Here is a 17,653-nt window from a genome sequence, read left to right as displayed (position 1 = left end):
AAACAGCACCATGAAATTCGGTATCGATCGCCTCCTCGCCGACCCCGCCCTTCGTAAACCGCTGGAGGGCGAGCGTGTTGCCCTGCTCGCGCATCCTGCTTCGGTCACTGAAAACTTGACCCATAGCTTGGATGCGCTTGTGGAGTGCGGCCTCAATGTCTCGGCGATGTTCGGGCCGCAGCACGGGGTGCGGGGCGATCTGCAGGATAACATGATGGAGTCGCCTGACTTCACCGATCCGACTTACAATATCCCCGTGTTCAGCCTGTATGGCGAGGTCCGCCGCCCGACCGGCCAGTCAATGAGCACCTTCGACGTGATGCTGGTCGACATGCAGGACCTCGGCACGCGCATCTACACCTTTGTGACGACGCTACTTTACGTGCTCGAAGCCGCCGCCGAACATGGCAAGTCGGTCTGGGTGCTCGATCGCCCAAACCCCATCGGCCGCCCGGTCGAGGGGTTGACGTTGCTCCCCGGCTGGGAAAGCTTTGTGGGCGCGGGGCCGATGCCGATGCGGCACGGGATGACGCTTGGGGAGCTCGGCCACTGGTTCATCGCGCACTACAAGCTCGACGTCGATTACCGGGTGATCGAGATGGAGGGCTGGGCGCCTGACGCCGCGCCGGGCTTCGGCTGGCCGACCGATCGGGTGTGGATCAACCCCAGCCCCAATGCGCCCAACGTCAACATGGCGCGTGGCTATCCCGGCACGGTGATGCTGGAAGGGACGACGCTGTCAGAAGGACGCGGCACGACGCGGCCGCTCGAGCTGTTCGGCGCGCCTGATATCGACGCCAAGGCGGTGATCGCGAAGATGCAAGCGCTTGCGCCCGAATGGTTGAGGGGCTGCATTCTGCGCGATATCTGGTTTCAGCCGACCTTTCACAAACATGTCGGCCAGCTCTGCAACGGTGTCCATATCCATGCCGAAGGGCCAGGGTACGATCACGCCGCCTTCCAGCCATGGCGGGTACAGGCGCTGGGCTTCAAGGCAATCCGCGCGCTTTACCCGGGTTACGACCTTTGGCGCGATTTTCCTTACGAGTATGAATTCGGCAAGCTCGCGATTGATGTCATCAATGGCGGGCCGGGCCTGCGCGAATGGGTGGATGATGCGGGTGCGAGTGCAACCGATCTCGATGCCCTCACGCTGCCCGATGAATTGGCTTGGGCCAGCCTACGCGCGCCTTTCCTGATCTATCCCGAGACGCTCGGTGGCGCTTGATATCGCCCAGATCGAATCGCTGGTCCGCAGCGCAGCGGCGTCGTTACAACGCGGCGATGCAGCGCAGGCGCGGCAGTCACTCGAACAGGTAACCGCAACGGGCCGGGGCAACATCCAGATCTGGCTGCTGCTTGCCCTGGCCTGCAAAGGCACCAACGATGTGGCAGCGGAAGAGCACGCGGTAGATTCTGCGCTAAAGATCGACCCCGCCAATATTCGCGCATTGATCCTGAAGGGCGATTGCTGCGCTGCCGGTAAAGACCCTAGGGGGGCGACAAGCTTTTACGAGCGCGCAATCGGCCTTGCACAGGGCAAGCAACTGCCCGCCGATCTGGCGCGCGAAGTGGAGCGGGCCGAAGCTCTCTCCAAGGCTGCGTCCGCCGAGTATCGCACCTATCTGGAGGATTGGATTGGTCGTGGTCCCGCAATTGGGGGGCAGCGGTTCCGCACGGCGCTCGACATCATGTTCGGCGATAAACAAATCTATCTTCAGCAGCCGACCATCTTTTACTTTCCGGGCTTGCCGCAGATCCAGTTTTACGAGCGGGAGCAGTTTGACTGGATTGCCGAGGTGGAAGCAGCAACCGACGCCATGCGCGAGGAACTGAGCGAGCTGCTTGCAACCGAAGAAGGGTTTCGCCCTTACCTCACCACCAGTGCCGACCGCCCGCGTACGGAATTTCATGGCCTGAACGATAACCCCGAATGGAGCACGATGCATCTGTTCGAGAATGGCGGGCCGGTGAACGTCAACGTCGCGCGGGCACCGCGCACTTATGAGACACTGATCAAGGCGCCATTGTGCCATATTACCACCCGCGCCCCAACGATCATGTTCTCGCTGCTGCGTGCGGGTGCCAGGATCCCGGCGCATACCGGGCAGATTAATACGCGGCTGATCTGCCACCTGCCGCTGATCGTGCCCGAGGGTTGCGCCTTTCGCGTCGGCAATGAGGTGCGCGAATGGGAGGTCGGCAAGACGATGATCTTCGACGACACGGTCGAGCATGAAGCCTGGAACGAAGGCCCGGATGACCGCGTCGTTGTGATTTTCGATATCTGGCGGCCCGAACTGACGCTCGACGAGCGCCAGGCGGTGGTGACGATGTTTGAAGGGATTGATCGTTACGGCGTCTAGCGGAGGCCGTTACCAGCCGGACCGATCCTCTGGATAGCTCATTGCGATCGTTACCGCCGTGCCCGAAGCTGGAATAGCAATCTTGTTGACTTCGAAGCTCGGCGGGCCACGCAATTGCTCGGCATTGGTGAGCGCGGTGCCTTCACCAAAGCGCCCATCGGTCATCGTCATTTTCTTGTCATCATTGGCGTCATGGAGCACCGACACGACATAGTCGCCCGCGGCCACATCCTTGATCGTGACGGTTACGTCTCCCGCTGCAGAAACTTTCGCTTCGCCGGCGAACGGTGGATTTGCGCGAAACAGCGTTGCCTTGTCATAAACGGCGACGAGCAGGTTGCCACCCTTTGCCTTTACGCCGGTAACCTTGACCGTCAAATCGCCTGCAAACGCGGGAGACGCTGATAGCAGCGAAGCCAGAACGCCAAAGGCCATAACAACACGCATCGCGTTCTCTCCAACCCAGTGTGTTGGTTGGATACTACAGTAAAGCGATCTGCGTCAATCGTGTTGATGCGCGCACGGAGCGCGGCTGGCATCATCAGCAGCGCTAAAGATACACCGCTCAGGATGGTTGGCTGCTCGCTTTGCCCCGACCGGCAAGGTCACGAACCGGGTGGTGTTGGATCCCGATCCAAGACGCTCACCAGCCCCAGGCTAAACATGAACGATACCATCGCGACGATGACCAGGTAAGCGTACCCATAGGTGACAAGATCAGGCATTTTTGCACTCCCTCGATGAAAGTCGGGGAATTTTTACCGCTGGGTTTCAATCGTTGCTTTGATCTCCGTCAATCTGATCACCGTTTCCGCGTCAGTTCCCGCATCGCGTCGTCCAACCCTGACAGGGTTAGCGGGTACATGCGGTCGGTCAGCAATTCCTTGATGATCCGTACGCTCTGCGAATAACCCCATTGCTCCTCAGGCACCGGGTTCAGCCACACTGCGGCGGGGTAGGTGGTCGTCATGCGGTGCAGCCAGATCGCACCGGATTCCTCGTTGAAATGCTCCACCGAACCGCCGGGATGGGTGATTTCATACGGGCTCATCGAAGCATCGCCGACGAACACCAGCTTGTAATCATGCCCGAATTTGTGGAGCACATCCCACATCGGCGTGCGTTCGGAAAAACGTCGGCGATTGTCCTTCCACACACCCTCATAAGGGCAATTGTGGAAGTAGAAGAATTCAAGATTCTTGAACTCGGTGGTGGCGGCAGAGAACAGTTCCTCGCAGAGCTTCACCCACGGGTCCATTGAACCGCCAACGTCGAGGAACAACAGCAGCTTCACCGCATTGCGGCGTTCGGAGCGCATAACCACGTCGAGCCAACCCTGCCGCGCGGTGCCATCGATCGTCGCATCGATATCGAGCTCGTCGGCGGCTCCTTCACGCGCGAACTTGCGCAGCCGCCGCAGCGCCACCTTGATGTTGCGGGTACCGAGTTCCTTGGTGTTGTCGAGATTGCGGAACTCGCGCTGATCCCAGACCTTCAATGCGCGCTTGTGCTTGCTCTCGCCGCCGATCCGCACGCCTTCGGGGTTATAACCCGAATTGCCGTAAGGGCTGGTGCCGCCGGTGCCGACCCATTTATTGCCGCCCTGGTGGCGACCCTGCTGCTCCTCGAGCCGCTTCTTCAGCGTCTCCATAATCTCGTCCCAGGAGCCGAGCGCCTTGATCGCCTCCATCTCCTCAGCGCTCAGGTATTTCTCGGCAACCGCCTTTAGCCAATCGGCAGGGATTTCCGCCGTTGTCTGGCCAAACGATGTGGCAATGCCACGGAAAACCTTGGCGAAGACCTGGTCGAACTTGTCGAGCAGTCCTTCATCTTTCACGTACACGGCACGCGACAGATAATAGAAATCCTCGGGCGTCCGGTCGATCACATCGCGGTCGAGCGCCTCGAGCAGAGTCAGATGCTCCTTCATACTGGCCGGAATCCCGGCGGCGCGGAGTTCATCGAGAAAATTGAGAAACATTGTCGTCTTGGTCCATCGCGGCTGAACTGCCGTTCCTGCTTACCCTAGCGAACCGTGCGCCCTGTTCAAAGTTAATCGAGCCTTAGGACTTTGGACATAATATCGGGCACGTTTGAGGAGCTACGGGCACGATGGATGAAGCCGTCAATGTGAAAGACATTGTGCGTGCTGTTGCGCGCAGTTGCGGCGCGCTTGTTATCGAATGTGCCGATGTAGGCGGCCATGTCGCCACGATCGCTCGGCGCAAAAACGCCCGCATTGCCGAACTGTCCCGGCTCGATGCGGTGACGGCGGCCCTGGCTCGCGATCAGGCGAACGTCGCCGCATCGATCGATCACGCCCGGCAATTGTCGCAGGAAGTGAAAGCAAAACTCACCGATGGGCGAACGGCGATCATCGATTCAGTGTCGGGCTTTACCGATTTGACCGATCTGGTGCTGCGGCTAAACGATCGGATGGAACGGATTGTCGAGGCACTTGCCGATGTGCAGGATGTTTCGCACCTGATCGGCGGTATTGCTCAACAGACCAATATGCTCGCGCTGAACGCCGCGATCGAAGCGGCGCGGGCGGGCGAGGCGGGGAGTGCCTTTGCGATTGTCGCCACCGAAGTGAAAAAGCTCGCGCAGCACACGCGCGATGCGACTCAGCGGATCAATGGCACTGTTGCCGCGCTGGCGGATCAGGCAACGGCCTTTGGCAATGAAATCGCCTGCGGCGTCGAGCAAAGTCGCATCGCCACCGCCAAATTCGAAGCGATCGAGCGCACCGTCGTTGATATCGGCTCGATCGTATCCCTGGTCGATCACCAGACCCATGGGATCGGCGAAAGTGCCGGGCAGATGGAACACAGTATCGCTGCGGTGCAGGAAGAAATGAAGGTTTCGGCAGCGGCGACCCGGTCGACCGGGGCCGCGTTGAACGACGTTCACGCCCGGCTCGAAAAGCTTGAGGTTGTGGCCAATAGCATGCTCGATCAGCTGGCCGGCAGCGGTATTCGCATCGATGATACTGATAATATCGTCACCGCCCAACAGGTGGCCGCCGAGATCACCGCATTGGTGGAAGGCGCGCTGCAACGCGGCGACTTGACTGAATCAGCGCTATTCGATTTTCACTATCAGCCCGTGGCCGGTACCAATCCGCCGCAGTTCACCACGCGCTTCAACGCCTTTGCCGATCGGCATATCCGGCCAATCCTTGATCGAATGAAATATGAAGGGCAGCAGGCAATCGGGTCAGTCATCAGCGATATCAACGGCTATCTGCCGACGCATTTGAAGCTTCGGTCCCAGCCGCAGCGGGCCGATATTTCCTGGAACAACACCTGGTGCCGCAATCGTAGAATCATGATGGATGATTGTACGCGCCGCGCAGTGGCCAACGAATCACCCTTCATGCTCAACTGCTATCGGATGACGCTCGGCGAGGGCGAATTCCTGCCGCTCAAAAGCGTCTTTGTACCGTTGCGCTTCAACGGCAGACGCTGGGGCAATTACGAATTCGCTTATGTCGATGCGATGTCAGCCACGGCCGAAATGCTCTCGCCGGCAGATATCGATGCCGCTTTGGCGAAATTCGAGACTATTGAGGCACGGAACGCCGCTTAGAGTGCGTTGACTTTACTTTGAATCAACTCCCACGCCGTTCGCCCTGAGCGAAGTCGAAGGGCAAGCGCGGCGCCTGGACTTCGACTTCGCTCAGCCCGAACGGAGGGTGAGGTTCAATCGACTAAAGGCATCCAGCTTTAGCGGGCGTACACGTCAATCAATGCGCCGACATAATCGGGGCTGCGGTTCGTCAACTCGGGGGCTTCGCGCCCGCCATAGATGAACCCGTCGACCGGGTAGCTCGTCGATCCAAGCCCCGATGTGCCCCGATACCAAACGCGCACTGCGCTCCAATCGCCTGCATCGGAAACATCGGTTAGTGTTACGTCCTGCTCGACACGACCGCGCACACCGTCGATCCGCGACCAGTTGGCGTGGGTTACCATCACCACGCGGTCGTCGATCACTCTGCTGATCACGGCGACATGTCCCAGTGGCAGCCGCGCCGATCGGGCAAAGACGATTACCGCGCCCTCAAGGGGCACATAGCCGCGGCGATATTTGCCTGCGGCCTTTTCCCACCACGTCCAAGCATCGCCATAGATTTGGATGCCCGATGCAGCACGCGCAAAGGGCACGCACTCGCCGACATAATCGAGCAGCGACGCCTGTGCCGGGACACTGGCGAGCAACGCTGCGGCGGCGAGGGCAGCGAGGGGGCGGAATAGCGCAAGCATCGGCACGGCATGCACCGCAGCCTGTGGAGAAAGCGTGCTACCCCGTGGTTTATGCGGCGTTTACTCACCCGATAGACGGGCAGGCCTCGCCTACTTGCCGAGCCGCCGACTGGACCGGGCCATCGCGCCGAGATGTAGCGCGCTCGGTTTGGGCGTCCTTTTGAACGTCTTCAGGTCCACCGCCACGAGCCCGAAGCGTTGCTTATACCCAAACACCCATTCGTAATTGTCGAGCAGCGACCAGTGAAGGTAGCCGCGCACATCAATGCCATCGTCGATGCACGCCCGCATGCTTGCAACTGCGCGATCGATATAGGCGATGCGCCGCGTATCATCGTCTGTGCCGATCCCGTTCTCGGTAACGTAAATCGGACGACCGGTCTTGCGCGCGGCATAGCGGATGGTTGCGCCGAGTGCCTCTGGGTAGAATTCATAGCCAGCAGCGGTCAGTTCAGCGCCTTTGGGCGTTGGCATAATGCCGTTCGCGTCGACGCGGATCCGGGTATAGGTTTGCACACCGACAAAATCGGCCTTCGCCGCTTGCGCGATCCAGGGCCCGTAGATCTGATCCTCGATCTCGGTTGCCCGGTGCCCTTCACCCACGCCTTGCACATCCTGCATACTAATCGTCACGCCAACCGGAAAATTCCCCGGCCCGGCCTTGATCGCCTGGAAAGCCTGTTCATGCGCCGCGACCTGATTGGCCTCGCTTTTTGCCAGATCGGCGAAGAGAACCGAGGCGAAGCGATCCGATCCACTGGCCTTGGCGCATGCCGCCAGCATGGCGCGCACGGCAGGCCCGATCAGCTTGGATTCGGGCCGCGCCTGAATGAGGCGCGCGATATTGGCTTCGTTGAAGGTTGATGCCGCCGCCATCAATGGCCCCAGCTTCGCCGTCGCCCGCTCGGCGAAGCGGGCGAACAGGGCGGGGCTGTCAGGATGCTCGAACCCGCCCATCGCCGCGAACCAGCGCGGCACCGTCCAGTGGCTGAAGGTAATGACAGGGGCCAGGCCCTTGGCATGGCAGGCTTCCATCACCCGCTGATAATGGTCGAGCGCGGCGGCGCTGAACTTGCCGGGTTCGGGTTCGATCCGTGCCCATTCGATGCCGAAACGGTGCGCGTTGAACCCGAGCTTGGCGGCCAGTGCAATGTCCTCGCCATAACGATGATAGCTGTCACAGGCATCCAGCGACGGTTCCTGAAACAAGGTCGGCTTTACATTCTCCGCGAGCCAGAAGTCCGAATTCGTGTTGTTGCCTTCGATCTGGTGTGCGGCCGTCGCGGTTCCCCACCAAAATCCATTCGGTAAGGTTTTGCGCGCTGCAGTTGCACGCCCAGGCGCAGCCGCGATTGATGATGCCGCTGCAAGGCCCAGCCCGGCAGTAACCAGCGTTCGGCGTGATAGATCGGTTTGCTCGGCTACCGGCTTGGTCATCGTCGCTCTCCCGTCGTTGCTAGGTCCGCAATTTTGGCGGCCTGATTTGGCGACAGGCTATCCTAACGATCGCGGCCATGAAAGCGTGGTTTCGGTTCATGCAGTGCCGCGACCAGCACGAATGAAATGATCATCAGCAGATACCACGCCCCCAGCTTCGCGGGGGACACCAGCGTCCAGCCGTCGCGCTGTGTTGGATAAAGCCAGGCATTGGAGAAGGTGGCGATATTCTCGGCGAACCAAATGAACATCGCGACCAGAAACCAGCCGAGCAGCAGCGGCATTGATCGCGCGGTTCGAAATGGTGTGAACCACACCTGCGTCCGCCAGAACAACAGCCCCGTCATCGCAAACAGCGCGAGTCGAATATCCGGTAGCCAATGGTGGGCAAAGAAATTGACGTAGATGGCCGACGCTAGCACCCAGGTCGTCCAGCGCGGCGGATAATGATCGTACCGGAAGGCGAATATCCGCCAGACGCGGGCGATATAGCTGCCGACCGCTGCGTACATGAAGCCCGAGAACAATGGCACCGCGCCGATTTTCAGCAGGCCCGGTTCGGGGTAGCTCCACGATCCAACCTGAGTCTTGAACAGCTCCATCACTGTGCCGATCAGGTGAAAGGCAAGGATGACCCGTGCTTCGTCCAGCGACTCGAGGCGAAGGGCGAGCATCCCCAGCTGAATGGATAGCGCCGCGATCGTCAGGAAATCATAGCGCGCAAGTGGCGCATTGGCCGGGTAAAAAAGGTATGTGCCCAGCAACAATGCGAGCATCAGCCCGCCGAACAAGCACGCCCAGCCCTGCTTGAATCCGAACAGGCAGAATTCATAGGAACCGGCCTGCCAGCCATGGGTTGGCTGCGCCGCTTCGAGGCGGGCACGGATGCGAGCAAAGCGGGTTGCGCCGCTCGGGCTTTCGCTCACCCCTTATTCTGTTGGCGCTTCGCCATGAAAGCGAGCCGCTCGAACAGCATCACATCCTGCTCGTTCTTCAGCAGCGCGCCGTGCAGCGGCGGGATCGCCTTGGTCGGATCGCGGTTCTGCAGCACGTCGAGTGGCATATCCTCGTGCAGCAGCAGCTTCAGCCAGTCGAGCAGCTCGCTGGTACTTGGCTTTTTCTTCAGGCCCGGCACTTCGCGAACGTCGTAGAAAATGTCCATCGCCTTGCTGACCAGGATCTTCTGGATGCCCGGGAAATGGACGTCGATGATCGCCTGCATCGTCTCACGATCGGGGAATTTGATGTAGTGGAAGAAGCACCGGCGCAGGAACGCGTCCGGCAGTTCCTTTTCATTGTTGCTGGTGATCACGACGATCGGCCGTTCAGCAGCGCGAACGGTTTCCTTGGTTTCGTAGACATGGAATTCCATCCGATCGAGCTCTTGCAGCAGATCGTTGGGGAATTCGATATCGGCCTTGTCGATTTCGTCGATCAGCAGGACGGGTGGCTTTTCGCGTGTGAACGCTTCCCACAATTTGCCGCGGCGGATGTAATTGGAAATGTCGTGGACGCGTTCGTCCCCCAGCTGGCCGTCGCGCAGACGCGCAACGGCGTCATATTCATACAGCCCCTGCTGCGCCTTGGTGGTCGATTTGATGTTCCATTCGATCAGCTCGGCATCGATGGCCTTGGCGATTTCATAGGCGAGTACGGTCTTGCCGGTGCCAGGTTCACCCTTCACCAGCAGCGGGCGGCGCAGCGTAACGGCCGCGTTGACAGCGACCTTCAGGTCGTTGGTCGCGACATAGCTCTGGGTGCCTTCGAAACGCTTCATGCCATCATCCCCATTTCACCCAGTTCTTCGGATTCGAATATCGGGTCTGGAGATAGAGGTTTTTCACCCGCACACGCAAGCAGGACGGGCGGCTATGGTGTCAGGATCAGTTCAGTGGCGGTCGCGTGCGCTGGCTCGGGCTTCTAAGAGATCCCAAAGCCCCCGGTGCTGCGCCAGCACTTGCTGGACGCCAAAGGCCATTGCGCGCTCGATCGAAGGTGTTTCGGCAGCAGCGGCAACAATTGTGTCGGTTTCTTGCGGTAGCGGTAGTTCATAGCTGGGCGTTGCAATGCCAAAACGCTGCGCGGCAGCATCAAGCACCCGCCGCATCGCTGCCCAATCGATCACAAGTGCTACCGCGGCACCGATGGCGCAGCCGGTACGATCCGATTGCGCGAGCATGTCGAGTGCATGGCGCTGGCCTGCTACCGCGCTTTCCGACTCGGCCTGACCAGGCGTTGATGGCAGCGGCCCTGCCGCCGATGCGAGTTTGGCAAGCAACGCGCGCTCGACCGCAAAACCCTCGAGCGACACGTCAAGCCAGCCTTGCAGTCCCTGCTGACGATTACTCTCCAAAGCATGGTCTAGAATCCCGGGCTGGCGACCGTGGAGCGTGCACAGTGCATGGATGGCATCGGCCAGATCACGGACGGGCACTTGCGGGGAAACAAGGCGGTGGCTGAACGGGTGTTTATGGCTGCCATCGGCATCGATCAGCGCGGCAACGATGCTTTGCCCCGTGCCGAGTGGCGTCGCCAGCCGCGTTGCAAGTTTCACAGGGGGTGCCGGATCGGATGCCATTGCTTTGTCTTGATCCCCAAGAATGATGCCGGTTGTGCCGGCACGTCCGGCTATCGGGGAAACTCTTATACCAAGCGCGTAAAGACGCGGTTTACAGCGGCTTAAGTGTGTTTCAACGCTTGGTGCAGCGGTTCACAGGACGATCACGGCCACGCTGACCCCCTCGATCACTGAACCGCGTCGAATGGGATTGAAGGCGATGCTGATCGGGTTAGACGGCGCGCCGCTGATCAGCAGAGCAGCATCGCACCGGACCGGCTGGCGCGTTTCGATGGCGTTTTCGAGAGCTTGGCCGACCGTCGGTCGCGTCGCGGAATCGATCAGGGCGATGAAGCGACTGCCAAGTAGAGTGGCTGACTCGAGACCGACCAATGTGGCGATCCCGCCCAGGGGTGGCTCAAGATAGCCGCGAAGATTGATTCGGCCGATTGCTGCCTTGCCGGTCACCATCAGCGCTCCGAAGACCGCTGCCTGTTCGGCGCGCAAGGCGGCAAGCTCCTCCACCAGTGTGATGTCGCGGACTTGCAGAAACGCGCCCGATTCAATCGCATCGATAGCAATGACGACCGATCGCCCCGCATAGGGCGCGGCAATGTCGATCTTCTCGCCAATCCCGGAGGCCATGACGCGTCTGACAGCATCAACGAGCAATGCCGAGCTAGCGCTGCGCACGGCATTGGCGAGCGGTACACCGGTACGGGCGCCCTCACCGAAATAGCCGCGCGCCGCCCGACTGGTGGCGATCAAGGCCAGATCATGATCGACCAGGAGAATGATTTCGCGGGTAAGATCGAGCAGCGGTTCGAAGGCGATACCGGGAGTAGCGCTTTCCACCGGAGCCGATTGGTGCGGCGCGCATAATGCCTGCATGGTCTCCATCGATGTCAGCACAAAACGCGGACGCCCACGGTGCAGGACGTATACCGGCTCCCGGCTCGCGCGTTCTTGCCAATGCCCGAAATGGCGAACCAGATCGGATGCAGTGACGACATTGGTGCCATTGAGCGGCGGGGGCAGGGCCGGTGAAATCATGCGATCATATCCACGGCCAACGCCTTCAAACGCAACGGGATCGCTCCGTTTTGGATGTTGCTGTCGTACAATCTGTTGTTCTGGTTGGGATGACGCTCAACTGGCGTTGGCGATGACCGGCACATCGCGGTAACATCACCTCAGAAGATGGAATGGAGAACAGTGTGCGACGTGCGGTAAATATGATGGCCGCTTTGGCACTTGGCGCCAACGCGCCCGTGCCTGACCAGACGCCGGTCACCGAGCTGATTGTGCAACCGGGCGAGATGATCGCGGCGACGATAGAGCGCGCGCCAGCACGGCTGCGGATCGTCTCGGGCGGGCCCGATCGACTGCTCCTGAACGCCGATTTTATCATGCAATCGGGCTTCAAGCCGGCGCCGCTGATGGGTAACGCCAATCTCAACATTGCCGGCAAGCGTGCCTTCAAGGGCAAAAACCGCCCACTCGATTTCACCATTGCTGGCGTCGCCCATAAGGGCCGCGCATTCTGGTTTTTCGACGCGCCGGCGATGCCGGGCGACGGGACGATTGGTCCATGGGCGCTCCCGCAATCGCGCATCACGCTTCAGTTCGGCGCGACCGATGCCAGCAGCCAGCGTCATGATTTTCCGTTGTTTGGCGGAATCAATTCATCGAGCGTTACGGGCTATAAGGAGGAAAGCTTCGGCATGGCCGTCGGGTTCGATCTCGATGACCCCACCGCTCATCCGATTGCATCGGCGGCGGCAGGGGCCGCAATCGCCCGCGCTTATGGGGGCACGCTGAGCGGCGCGACATGGGATGTCGAAATCCTGCTTGGGGTGAAGCGCCCCGTGCGACTGATGACGCTTCAGCGCCCACTGGTGATTGGCCCCTTGTCGATCAAGCAGATCGCCGTCCGGGTACGCGACCGAATTGACGCGGCGGGGCGCGGCGAGCCGATACCTGACAATACGGAGGATCCGTCGGAGATCGTCGTGTCAGCCCAGAAAAAGGGCCAACGCCCAGCATTCACCCTAACGATTCCTCGCGCAACGCTGGCCGGTTGTTCGCGCTTGACCTTCGACAAGGCGGCGACGCGCATCGAATTATGGTGCCGCCCCGCCTGATTGATCAATCAGCGAACGCAATCGCCTCGACTTCGATCAGAAAGGCCGGATCGACGAGCGCGGATACACCGACCATCGTCGCAGCCGGGTAAGGGCCCGCGCCAAAGCAGGCGGCGCGTGCCGCTCTGACGATGTTGGCGCGCTCCGGTGTCAGATCGACGACGTAGAGCGTCAATTTGAAAACAGCCGTGATCGGCAGTTCTGCCGCCGCCATTGCAAGCGCGACATTGGCAAAAACCTGGGTAGCCTGTGCCGCCAGATCGCCGCGCCCGACAAGGGCGCCATCGGCATCAAGGGCAACCTGGCCCGACAGATGCACTTGCCGCCCTGCCGGAACCATCGCGACATACGAATAGCTGCCCGGTTGTGCGAGCGCCGGGGGGTTGAGAAAGGCAACCGTCATCTTTTCAACCCCAAAAAGCTGATGCTACAATTCCGATGGCGACGTTTTACTGATCCAGGAACGACCGCATCTTGCGGCTGCGGCTCGGGTGCTTCAGCTTCCGCAGCGCCTTCGCTTCGATTTGCCGAATCCGCTCGCGGGTCACCGAGAACTGCTGGCCGACTTCCTCGAGCGTGTGATCGGTGTTCATGCCGATGCCGAAGCGCATCCGAAGCACGCGTTCCTCGCGCGGGGTAAGGCTGGCGAGCACGCGCGTGACGGTTTCCTTGAGGTTCGCCTGGATCGCGGCGTCGACCGGGATCACCGCATTCTTGTCCTCGATGAAATCACCCAGATGCGAATCCTCCTCGTCGCCGATCGGCGTTTCGAGCGAGATCGGCTCCTTGGCGATTTTCATCACCTTGCGGACCTTTTCGAGCGGCATGGAAAGCCGCTCAGCCATTTCCTCCGGCGTCGGTTCGCGGCCCTGCTCGTGCAGGAACTGGCGGCTGGTGCGCACCAGCTTGTTGATCGTCTCGATCATGTGCACCGGAATCCGGATCGTTCGCGCCTGATCAGCGATCGACCGCGTGATCGCCTGGCGGATCCACCAGGTCGCATAGGTGCTGAACTTGTAGCCGCGGCGATATTCGAACTTATCGACCGCCTTCATCAGGCCGATATTACCCTCCTGGATCAGATCCAGAAACTGCAGCCCGCGATTGGTGTATTTCTTGGCGATAGAAATCACGAGGCGCAGGTTCGCCTCGACCATTTCCTTCTTGGCGATTCGCGCCTCGCGCTCGCCCTTCTGCACCATGTTGACGATGCGGCGGAACTCGCCGAGCGACATCCCCGTTGCCTGGCTGATTTCGCTGATTTCGATGCGGACGCGGTCGACCGCGTCACCTTCGTTCGTAACGAAAGCGGCCCATTTCTTGTCGAGCTTGGCCACGCTGCCAAGGAAACCCTCATCGAGCTCATTGCCGATATAGCGATCGAGGAAGTCCTTGCGCGGCACCTTGTGACGCTCGGCGAGGCGCAGCATTTGCCCGCCAAGCGCGGTGAGGCGACGGTTGAAGGCGTAAAGCTGATCGACCAGATATTCGATCTTGGCATTGTGGAACTGGACGCTCTCGACTTCGGCGGTCAGCTCCTCGCGAAGCTTCTGGTATTTCCGCTCGTCTGCATTGGTCAGTTCGCCACCCGCCGCCATCGCATCGAGGCGACCGGCCTGCATCTTCGAGAACTTCTTGTAGAGCGCCGTGATGTTGGCGAATTTTTCCAGCGCCTGCGGCTTTAGCTGCTCTTCCATCTGGGCGAGCGAGAGGGTGTTGTCCTCTTCCTCGTCATCCGACGGACGCGGCGTGCGCCGCTCGGTCATCGAATCCTCTTCCTCGTCGGCGGGCGCTTCCTCGGGCTCGGCCTCTTCCTTGAACGAAGGACCGGCATTCTTCTCGGAAATCTCGCCATCGCCTTCTTCGCCGTCCTCGGTGAGCGATTCAGGCGCGGGGTCCTTGGACAGCATCGCGTCGAGATCGATAATCTCGCGCAGCTGCATCGTGCCTTCGTTGAGCGCGGTCGACCAGTCGATGATCGCGTTGAAGGTGATCGGGCTTTCGCACAGCCCCAGGATCATCGTGTCGCGACCGGCCTCGATCCGCTTGGCGATGGCGATTTCGCCCTCGCGGCTCAGCAGTTCGACCGCGCCCATCTCGCGCAGGTACATCCGCACCGGATCGTCGGTGCGATCGATGATTTCCTTTTTCTTTTCGAGCGCAGGCGCATTGTCCTCAGCGGCGTCGACCGATTCGACTTCCTCCTCGGCCGCCTCTTCGCCGTCATTATCCTCGCCGGCTTCTTCATTCTCGACGATGTTGATGCCCATTTCGCTCAGCGCCGAGGTAATGTCCTCGATCTGATCGGACGTCATGTCCTGCGGCAGGCCCTCGTTGAGCTGATCATAGGTGATGTAGCCGCGCTTCTTGGCGCGCGCGATCAGCTTCTTGATCGATGCATCGTTCAAGTCGATCAGCGGCGCGTCACCAGATTCTGTCGTGTCGGTCACGTCCGCCATAGTCGCCTTCGCCATCAATTGCCCTCAGTATCAAGAGTTCGTGCGTCTTCGTTTGCTTGGCACAGATTTGCAAGCCGCGCTTCCAATGCGTGGCGTTCCTTTACCAGCGAGACCTGCCGTTCAAAGGCCTCGTCGGAGAAACGCATGGCGAGCGCTGCTGTTGCGTCGGCCAGCGCCCCATCGACTTCCGGGCGCGCGACCAGAATTGAAATTGCCTCATGCAGATCAGCGCTTACGCGTGCCGGTGCCGCATTTTTCTGCGTGAATGTATAAGGTGTTGCGTCTGCCCGGAGCAAATCTGTCGCCATTTGATCAAACCCGGATTTGGCCAATATGGTGCGTAACCGCTCGCTATCAAGCGCCTGATCTTCAAGCGCGACATCGATCACGGCTTCGAACAGCCGACCAAGTGCCCCGCCCGCGAATCGCAGCGCGCCGAGCATTTCGACATGACGGGCAATTTCGGCGGGGTGTCGGATCAGGCCGGCCAGCACTGCCTTGGCGAGAATGGGGTCGATCCCGCTTGCCTTCACGCCCTGCGCCTGGGGGTGATCACCGCCCGCTGGCGGGGCAGGGCGCCATTTGCCACCTTTCATCGCGCCGCCCCGCATCGCGCCACCCGCCGGGCGCGCCGCGTTCCAGACGCGGGGTGGGGGCGCGAAATGTGCATCGAAGCGTCGCCGGAAATCGCTGAGATATTCCTGCCGAACCGACGGATCGGCGATCGTCTGCGCCAGATCGGCGAGGCGTTTTTTCAATCCGGCGCGTTCCTCGGGCGTGCCGAGCGGGCCGCTGGCGAGTTCGTCCGCCCATAGCCGATCGACCAGCGGCTGCGTTTCGCCGAGCAGCGCCTCAAACGCTTGCGGCCCTTTGGCGCGGACCAGATCGTCGGGGTCCTGTCCGGGCGGCAGCGTAACAAAGGCGAGGCTGCGGCCCGGCGCGAGCATCGGCAAGGCGCGGTGCGCGGCGCGCACGCTGGCCTTTTGCCCCGCATTGTCGCCGTCGAAGCACAGGATCGGCACCTCGCTCAGCCGCCACAGCCGCTCGAGCTGGGCTTCGGTCAGCGCCGTACCAAGCGGCGCGACCGCCTCGCCAAACCCGGCCTGGGCCAGCGCGATAACGTCCATATAGCCTTCGACGACGATCACCCGGCCCGATTTGCGGCTCGCCGCGGCGGCGCGATCGAGATTGTAGAGCGTGCGCCCTTTGTCGAAGAGGGGCGTGTCGGGCGAGTTCAGATATTTCGGCTCGCCGTCCCCGATCACGCGGCCACCAAAAGCAATAACCCGCCCGCGCGGATCACGGATCGGGATCATCAGGCGACCACGGAACCGGTCATAGGGTTCTTTATCGTCGACCTGGATCAGCAGCCCCGCCTCAACCAGCAGCGGATCGCCAAAGTCCTTTAGCTGCGCCTTCAATTTGCCACGGGAATCGGGGGAAAAGCCAAGCCCGAACGCCTTGGCCGTTTCCGCCTTGATACCGCGCCTCTCCAGCACCGCGCGCGCCTCACCACCCGCGATGCCCATCAGTTGATCGGTGAACCAATGCGCGGCCGCATCCATCGCTTCGTATAGCCCCTTGGCCGCCTCTGCCTTTTCGGCGGCGCGCGGGTCCATCGCGGGCATCTCCATCCCCGCGGCCTGCGCGAGCTCCTTTACCGCGTCCATGAAAGGTAACCCGCGCTGATCGGTCATCCAGCGGATCGCGTCGCCATGTGCCGAGCAACCGAAGCAATGGTAAAACGCCTTGTCGTCGTTGACGTAAAAGCTCGGCGTCTTCTCGTTATGAAACGGGCAACACCCGCGAAACTCGCGCCCCGCCTTTTGCAGCTTCACGCTCTTGCCAACGAGGGCGGACAAGAGCGTGCGTGCGCGCAGTTCGTCGAGGAATTGCGGGGTGAGGGTCACTTACGCCAGCGCCGCCTTTACCAGCCCGCTCGCCTTGCTCATGTCGAGGCTGGTCGCGTGGCGCGCTTTCAGTTCGGCCATCACGCGGCCCATGTCCTTCATGCCCTCGGCACCCAATTCAGCCTTGATCACCAGAATCGCCGCGGTCGTTTCCGCCTCGCTCATCTGCTTGGGCAAAAACGCCTCGATCACCGCGATTTCAGCGGCTTCGGCATCGGCGAGTTCCTGGCGGCCGCCCTTCACATACATCTCAATCGATTCGCGGCGCTGCTTCACCATTTTTTGCAGCACTTCGACCACCAGCACATCATCGTCATCGGGCGACTTGCCGGTGCGGGCTTCGATATCGCGGTTCTTGATCGACGACTGGATCAGGCGGATGGTGGCGGTGCCGGCCTTGTCCCCGCCCTTCATGGCGGTGACGAGCGCGGTCTTGATGTCGTCGCGAATCATTTTCGGTCCTTTTCGGTAATCCTTAAGCTTAGCGCGATGCGGCGGTTTTTAACAGATTG

16 protein-coding genes are annotated in these 17,653 nt (G+C 60.8%); 4 read left to right on the top strand and 12 right to left on the bottom strand.

The window, feature by feature from the left end; translation table 11 throughout:
- Positions 1 to 10 precede the first annotated feature (10 nt).
- Positions 11 to 1,228: an exo-beta-N-acetylmuramidase NamZ domain-containing protein gene (locus B7Y49_RS00295; protein WP_374125555.1), complete on the top strand. Its 1,218-nt coding sequence runs from the start codon at positions 11 to 13 to the stop codon at positions 1,226 to 1,228.
- Positions 1,218 to 2,366: an aspartyl/asparaginyl beta-hydroxylase domain-containing protein gene (locus tag B7Y49_RS00290; protein WP_374125554.1), complete on the top strand. Its 1,149-nt coding sequence runs from the start codon at positions 1,218 to 1,220 to the stop codon at positions 2,364 to 2,366. The genes B7Y49_RS00295 and B7Y49_RS00290 overlap by 11 nt, the downstream gene beginning before the upstream one ends.
- A 9-nt stretch (positions 2,367 to 2,375) precedes the next feature.
- On the opposite strand, the gene B7Y49_RS00285 is transcribed toward B7Y49_RS00290, so the two are convergent.
- Both B7Y49_RS00285 and B7Y49_RS00280 read right to left on the bottom strand, forming a co-directional pair.
- Complete coding sequence (locus B7Y49_RS00285; RefSeq protein WP_374125553.1) at positions 2,376 to 2,813, bottom strand: DUF2141 domain-containing protein; 438 nt, start codon at positions 2,811 to 2,813, stop codon at positions 2,376 to 2,378.
- A 355-nt stretch (positions 2,814 to 3,168) separates the two neighbouring features.
- Positions 3,169 to 4,347 carry a VWA domain-containing protein gene (locus B7Y49_RS00280; RefSeq protein ID WP_374125552.1) on the bottom strand — a complete coding sequence of 393 codons (1,179 nt, stop codon included), beginning with the start codon at positions 4,345 to 4,347 and terminating at the stop codon, positions 3,169 to 3,171.
- A gap of 131 nt (positions 4,348 to 4,478) precedes the next feature.
- On the opposite strand from B7Y49_RS00280, the gene B7Y49_RS00275 reads away from it, so the two are divergent.
- Positions 4,479 to 5,957, top strand: a complete 1,479-nt coding sequence (locus B7Y49_RS00275) for a methyl-accepting chemotaxis protein (RefSeq protein ID WP_374125551.1) — start codon at positions 4,479 to 4,481, stop codon at positions 5,955 to 5,957.
- Between the two features lie 137 nt (positions 5,958 to 6,094).
- Here the strand turns inward: B7Y49_RS00275 and B7Y49_RS00270 are convergent, their stop codons facing one another.
- The 6 genes from B7Y49_RS00270 to B7Y49_RS00245 all read right to left on the bottom strand — a co-directional run bounded on the left by B7Y49_RS00270 (position 6,095) and on the right by B7Y49_RS00245 (position 11,681).
- The gene (locus B7Y49_RS00270) at positions 6,095 to 6,634 is read right to left on the bottom strand and encodes a CHAP domain-containing protein (protein WP_374125658.1); all 540 of its coding nucleotides are present in this window, start codon (positions 6,632 to 6,634) and stop codon (positions 6,095 to 6,097) included.
- A 90-nt stretch (positions 6,635 to 6,724) separates the two neighbouring features.
- Positions 6,725 to 8,071, bottom strand: a complete 1,347-nt coding sequence (locus tag B7Y49_RS00265; protein WP_374125550.1) for a glycoside hydrolase family 1 protein — start codon at positions 8,069 to 8,071, stop codon at positions 6,725 to 6,727.
- A gap of 62 nt (positions 8,072 to 8,133) precedes the next feature.
- On the bottom strand, positions 8,134 to 8,997 hold the full coding sequence (locus B7Y49_RS00260) for a DUF817 domain-containing protein (protein ID WP_374125549.1): 864 nt from the start codon (positions 8,995 to 8,997) through the stop codon (positions 8,134 to 8,136).
- A complete protein-coding gene (locus B7Y49_RS00255; protein ID WP_374125548.1) occupies positions 8,994 to 9,848 on the bottom strand; it encodes a MoxR family ATPase in 855 nt (284 codons plus the stop codon). The genes B7Y49_RS00260 and B7Y49_RS00255 overlap by 4 nt, the downstream gene beginning before the upstream one ends.
- Before the next feature lie 111 nt (positions 9,849 to 9,959).
- Positions 9,960 to 10,625 carry a hypothetical protein gene (locus B7Y49_RS00250; protein ID WP_374125547.1) on the bottom strand — a complete coding sequence of 222 codons (666 nt, stop codon included), beginning with the start codon at positions 10,623 to 10,625 and terminating at the stop codon, positions 9,960 to 9,962.
- A 156-nt stretch (positions 10,626 to 10,781) separates the two neighbouring features.
- The gene (locus B7Y49_RS00245; protein ID WP_374125546.1) at positions 10,782 to 11,681 is read right to left on the bottom strand and encodes a hypothetical protein; all 900 of its coding nucleotides are present in this window, start codon (positions 11,679 to 11,681) and stop codon (positions 10,782 to 10,784) included.
- A gap of 185 nt (positions 11,682 to 11,866) precedes the next feature.
- On the opposite strand from B7Y49_RS00245, the gene B7Y49_RS00240 reads away from it, so the two are divergent.
- Positions 11,867 to 12,772, top strand: a complete 906-nt coding sequence (locus B7Y49_RS00240) for a hypothetical protein (RefSeq protein ID WP_374125545.1) — start codon at positions 11,867 to 11,869, stop codon at positions 12,770 to 12,772.
- Between the two features lie 4 nt (positions 12,773 to 12,776).
- Here B7Y49_RS00240 and B7Y49_RS00235 read toward each other — a convergent pair whose 3' ends face one another.
- Genes B7Y49_RS00235 through B7Y49_RS00220 form a run of 4 tightly spaced genes read right to left on the bottom strand, consistent with a single transcriptional unit; the run spans position 12,777 to position 17,594 of the window.
- Positions 12,777 to 13,175 (bottom strand): RidA family protein, encoded by a 399-nt coding sequence (locus B7Y49_RS00235; RefSeq protein WP_374125544.1) that lies wholly within the window; start codon positions 13,173 to 13,175, stop codon positions 12,777 to 12,779.
- A 46-nt stretch (positions 13,176 to 13,221) separates the two neighbouring features.
- Positions 13,222 to 15,246, bottom strand: coding sequence for a sigma-70 family RNA polymerase sigma factor (rpoD, locus tag B7Y49_RS00230; protein WP_374125543.1), 2,025 nt, complete (start codon positions 15,244 to 15,246; stop codon positions 13,222 to 13,224).
- Positions 15,246 to 17,141: a DNA primase gene (gene dnaG, locus B7Y49_RS00225; protein WP_374125542.1), complete on the bottom strand. Its 1,896-nt coding sequence runs from the start codon at positions 17,139 to 17,141 to the stop codon at positions 15,246 to 15,248. Before dnaG ends, rpoD begins: the two co-directional genes overlap by 1 nt.
- A complete protein-coding gene (locus tag B7Y49_RS00220; protein WP_374125541.1) occupies positions 17,142 to 17,594 on the bottom strand; it encodes a GatB/YqeY domain-containing protein in 453 nt (150 codons plus the stop codon).
- Positions 17,595 to 17,653: the final 59 nt, after the last annotated feature.

The sequence above is a fragment of the Sphingomonas sp. 28-62-11 genome (assembly GCF_002278865.1).
Lineage (GTDB): Bacteria > Pseudomonadota > Alphaproteobacteria > Sphingomonadales > Sphingomonadaceae > Sphingomonas.
The sequence above is the reverse complement of the archived record's forward strand: the minus strand, read 5'-3'. Positions and strand labels throughout refer to the sequence as shown.

Bases quoted from the DNA above. Each gene is read 5' to 3' on its own strand.
- B7Y49_RS00280 (WP_374125552.1), bottom strand. From the start codon at position 4,347: ATGTTTCTCAATTTTCTCGATGAACTCCGCGCCGCCGGGATTCCGGCC.
- B7Y49_RS00245 (WP_374125546.1), bottom strand. From the start codon at position 11,681: ATGATTTCACCGGCCCTGCCCCCGCCGCTCAATGGCACCAATGTCGTC.
- B7Y49_RS00285 (WP_374125553.1), bottom strand. From the start codon at position 2,813: ATGCGTGTTGTTATGGCCTTTGGCGTTCTGGCTTCGCTGCTATCAGCG.
- B7Y49_RS00270 (WP_374125658.1), bottom strand. From the start codon at position 6,634: ATGCTTGCGCTATTCCGCCCCCTCGCTGCCCTCGCCGCCGCAGCGTTG.
- rpoD (WP_374125543.1), bottom strand. From the start codon at position 15,246: ATGGCGAAGGCGACTATGGCGGACGTGACCGACACGACAGAATCTGGT.
- B7Y49_RS00275 (WP_374125551.1), top strand. From the start codon at position 4,479: ATGGATGAAGCCGTCAATGTGAAAGACATTGTGCGTGCTGTTGCGCGC.
- B7Y49_RS00295 (WP_374125555.1), top strand. From the start codon at position 11: ATGAAATTCGGTATCGATCGCCTCCTCGCCGACCCCGCCCTTCGTAAA.
- B7Y49_RS00265 (WP_374125550.1), bottom strand. From the start codon at position 8,071: ATGACCAAGCCGGTAGCCGAGCAAACCGATCTATCACGCCGAACGCTG.
- B7Y49_RS00220 (WP_374125541.1), bottom strand. From the start codon at position 17,594: ATGATTCGCGACGACATCAAGACCGCGCTCGTCACCGCCATGAAGGGC.
- B7Y49_RS00255 (WP_374125548.1), bottom strand. From the start codon at position 9,848: ATGAAGCGTTTCGAAGGCACCCAGAGCTATGTCGCGACCAACGACCTG.
- B7Y49_RS00235 (WP_374125544.1), bottom strand. From the start codon at position 13,175: ATGACGGTTGCCTTTCTCAACCCCCCGGCGCTCGCACAACCGGGCAGC.
- B7Y49_RS00240 (WP_374125545.1), top strand. From the start codon at position 11,867: ATGGCCGCTTTGGCACTTGGCGCCAACGCGCCCGTGCCTGACCAGACG.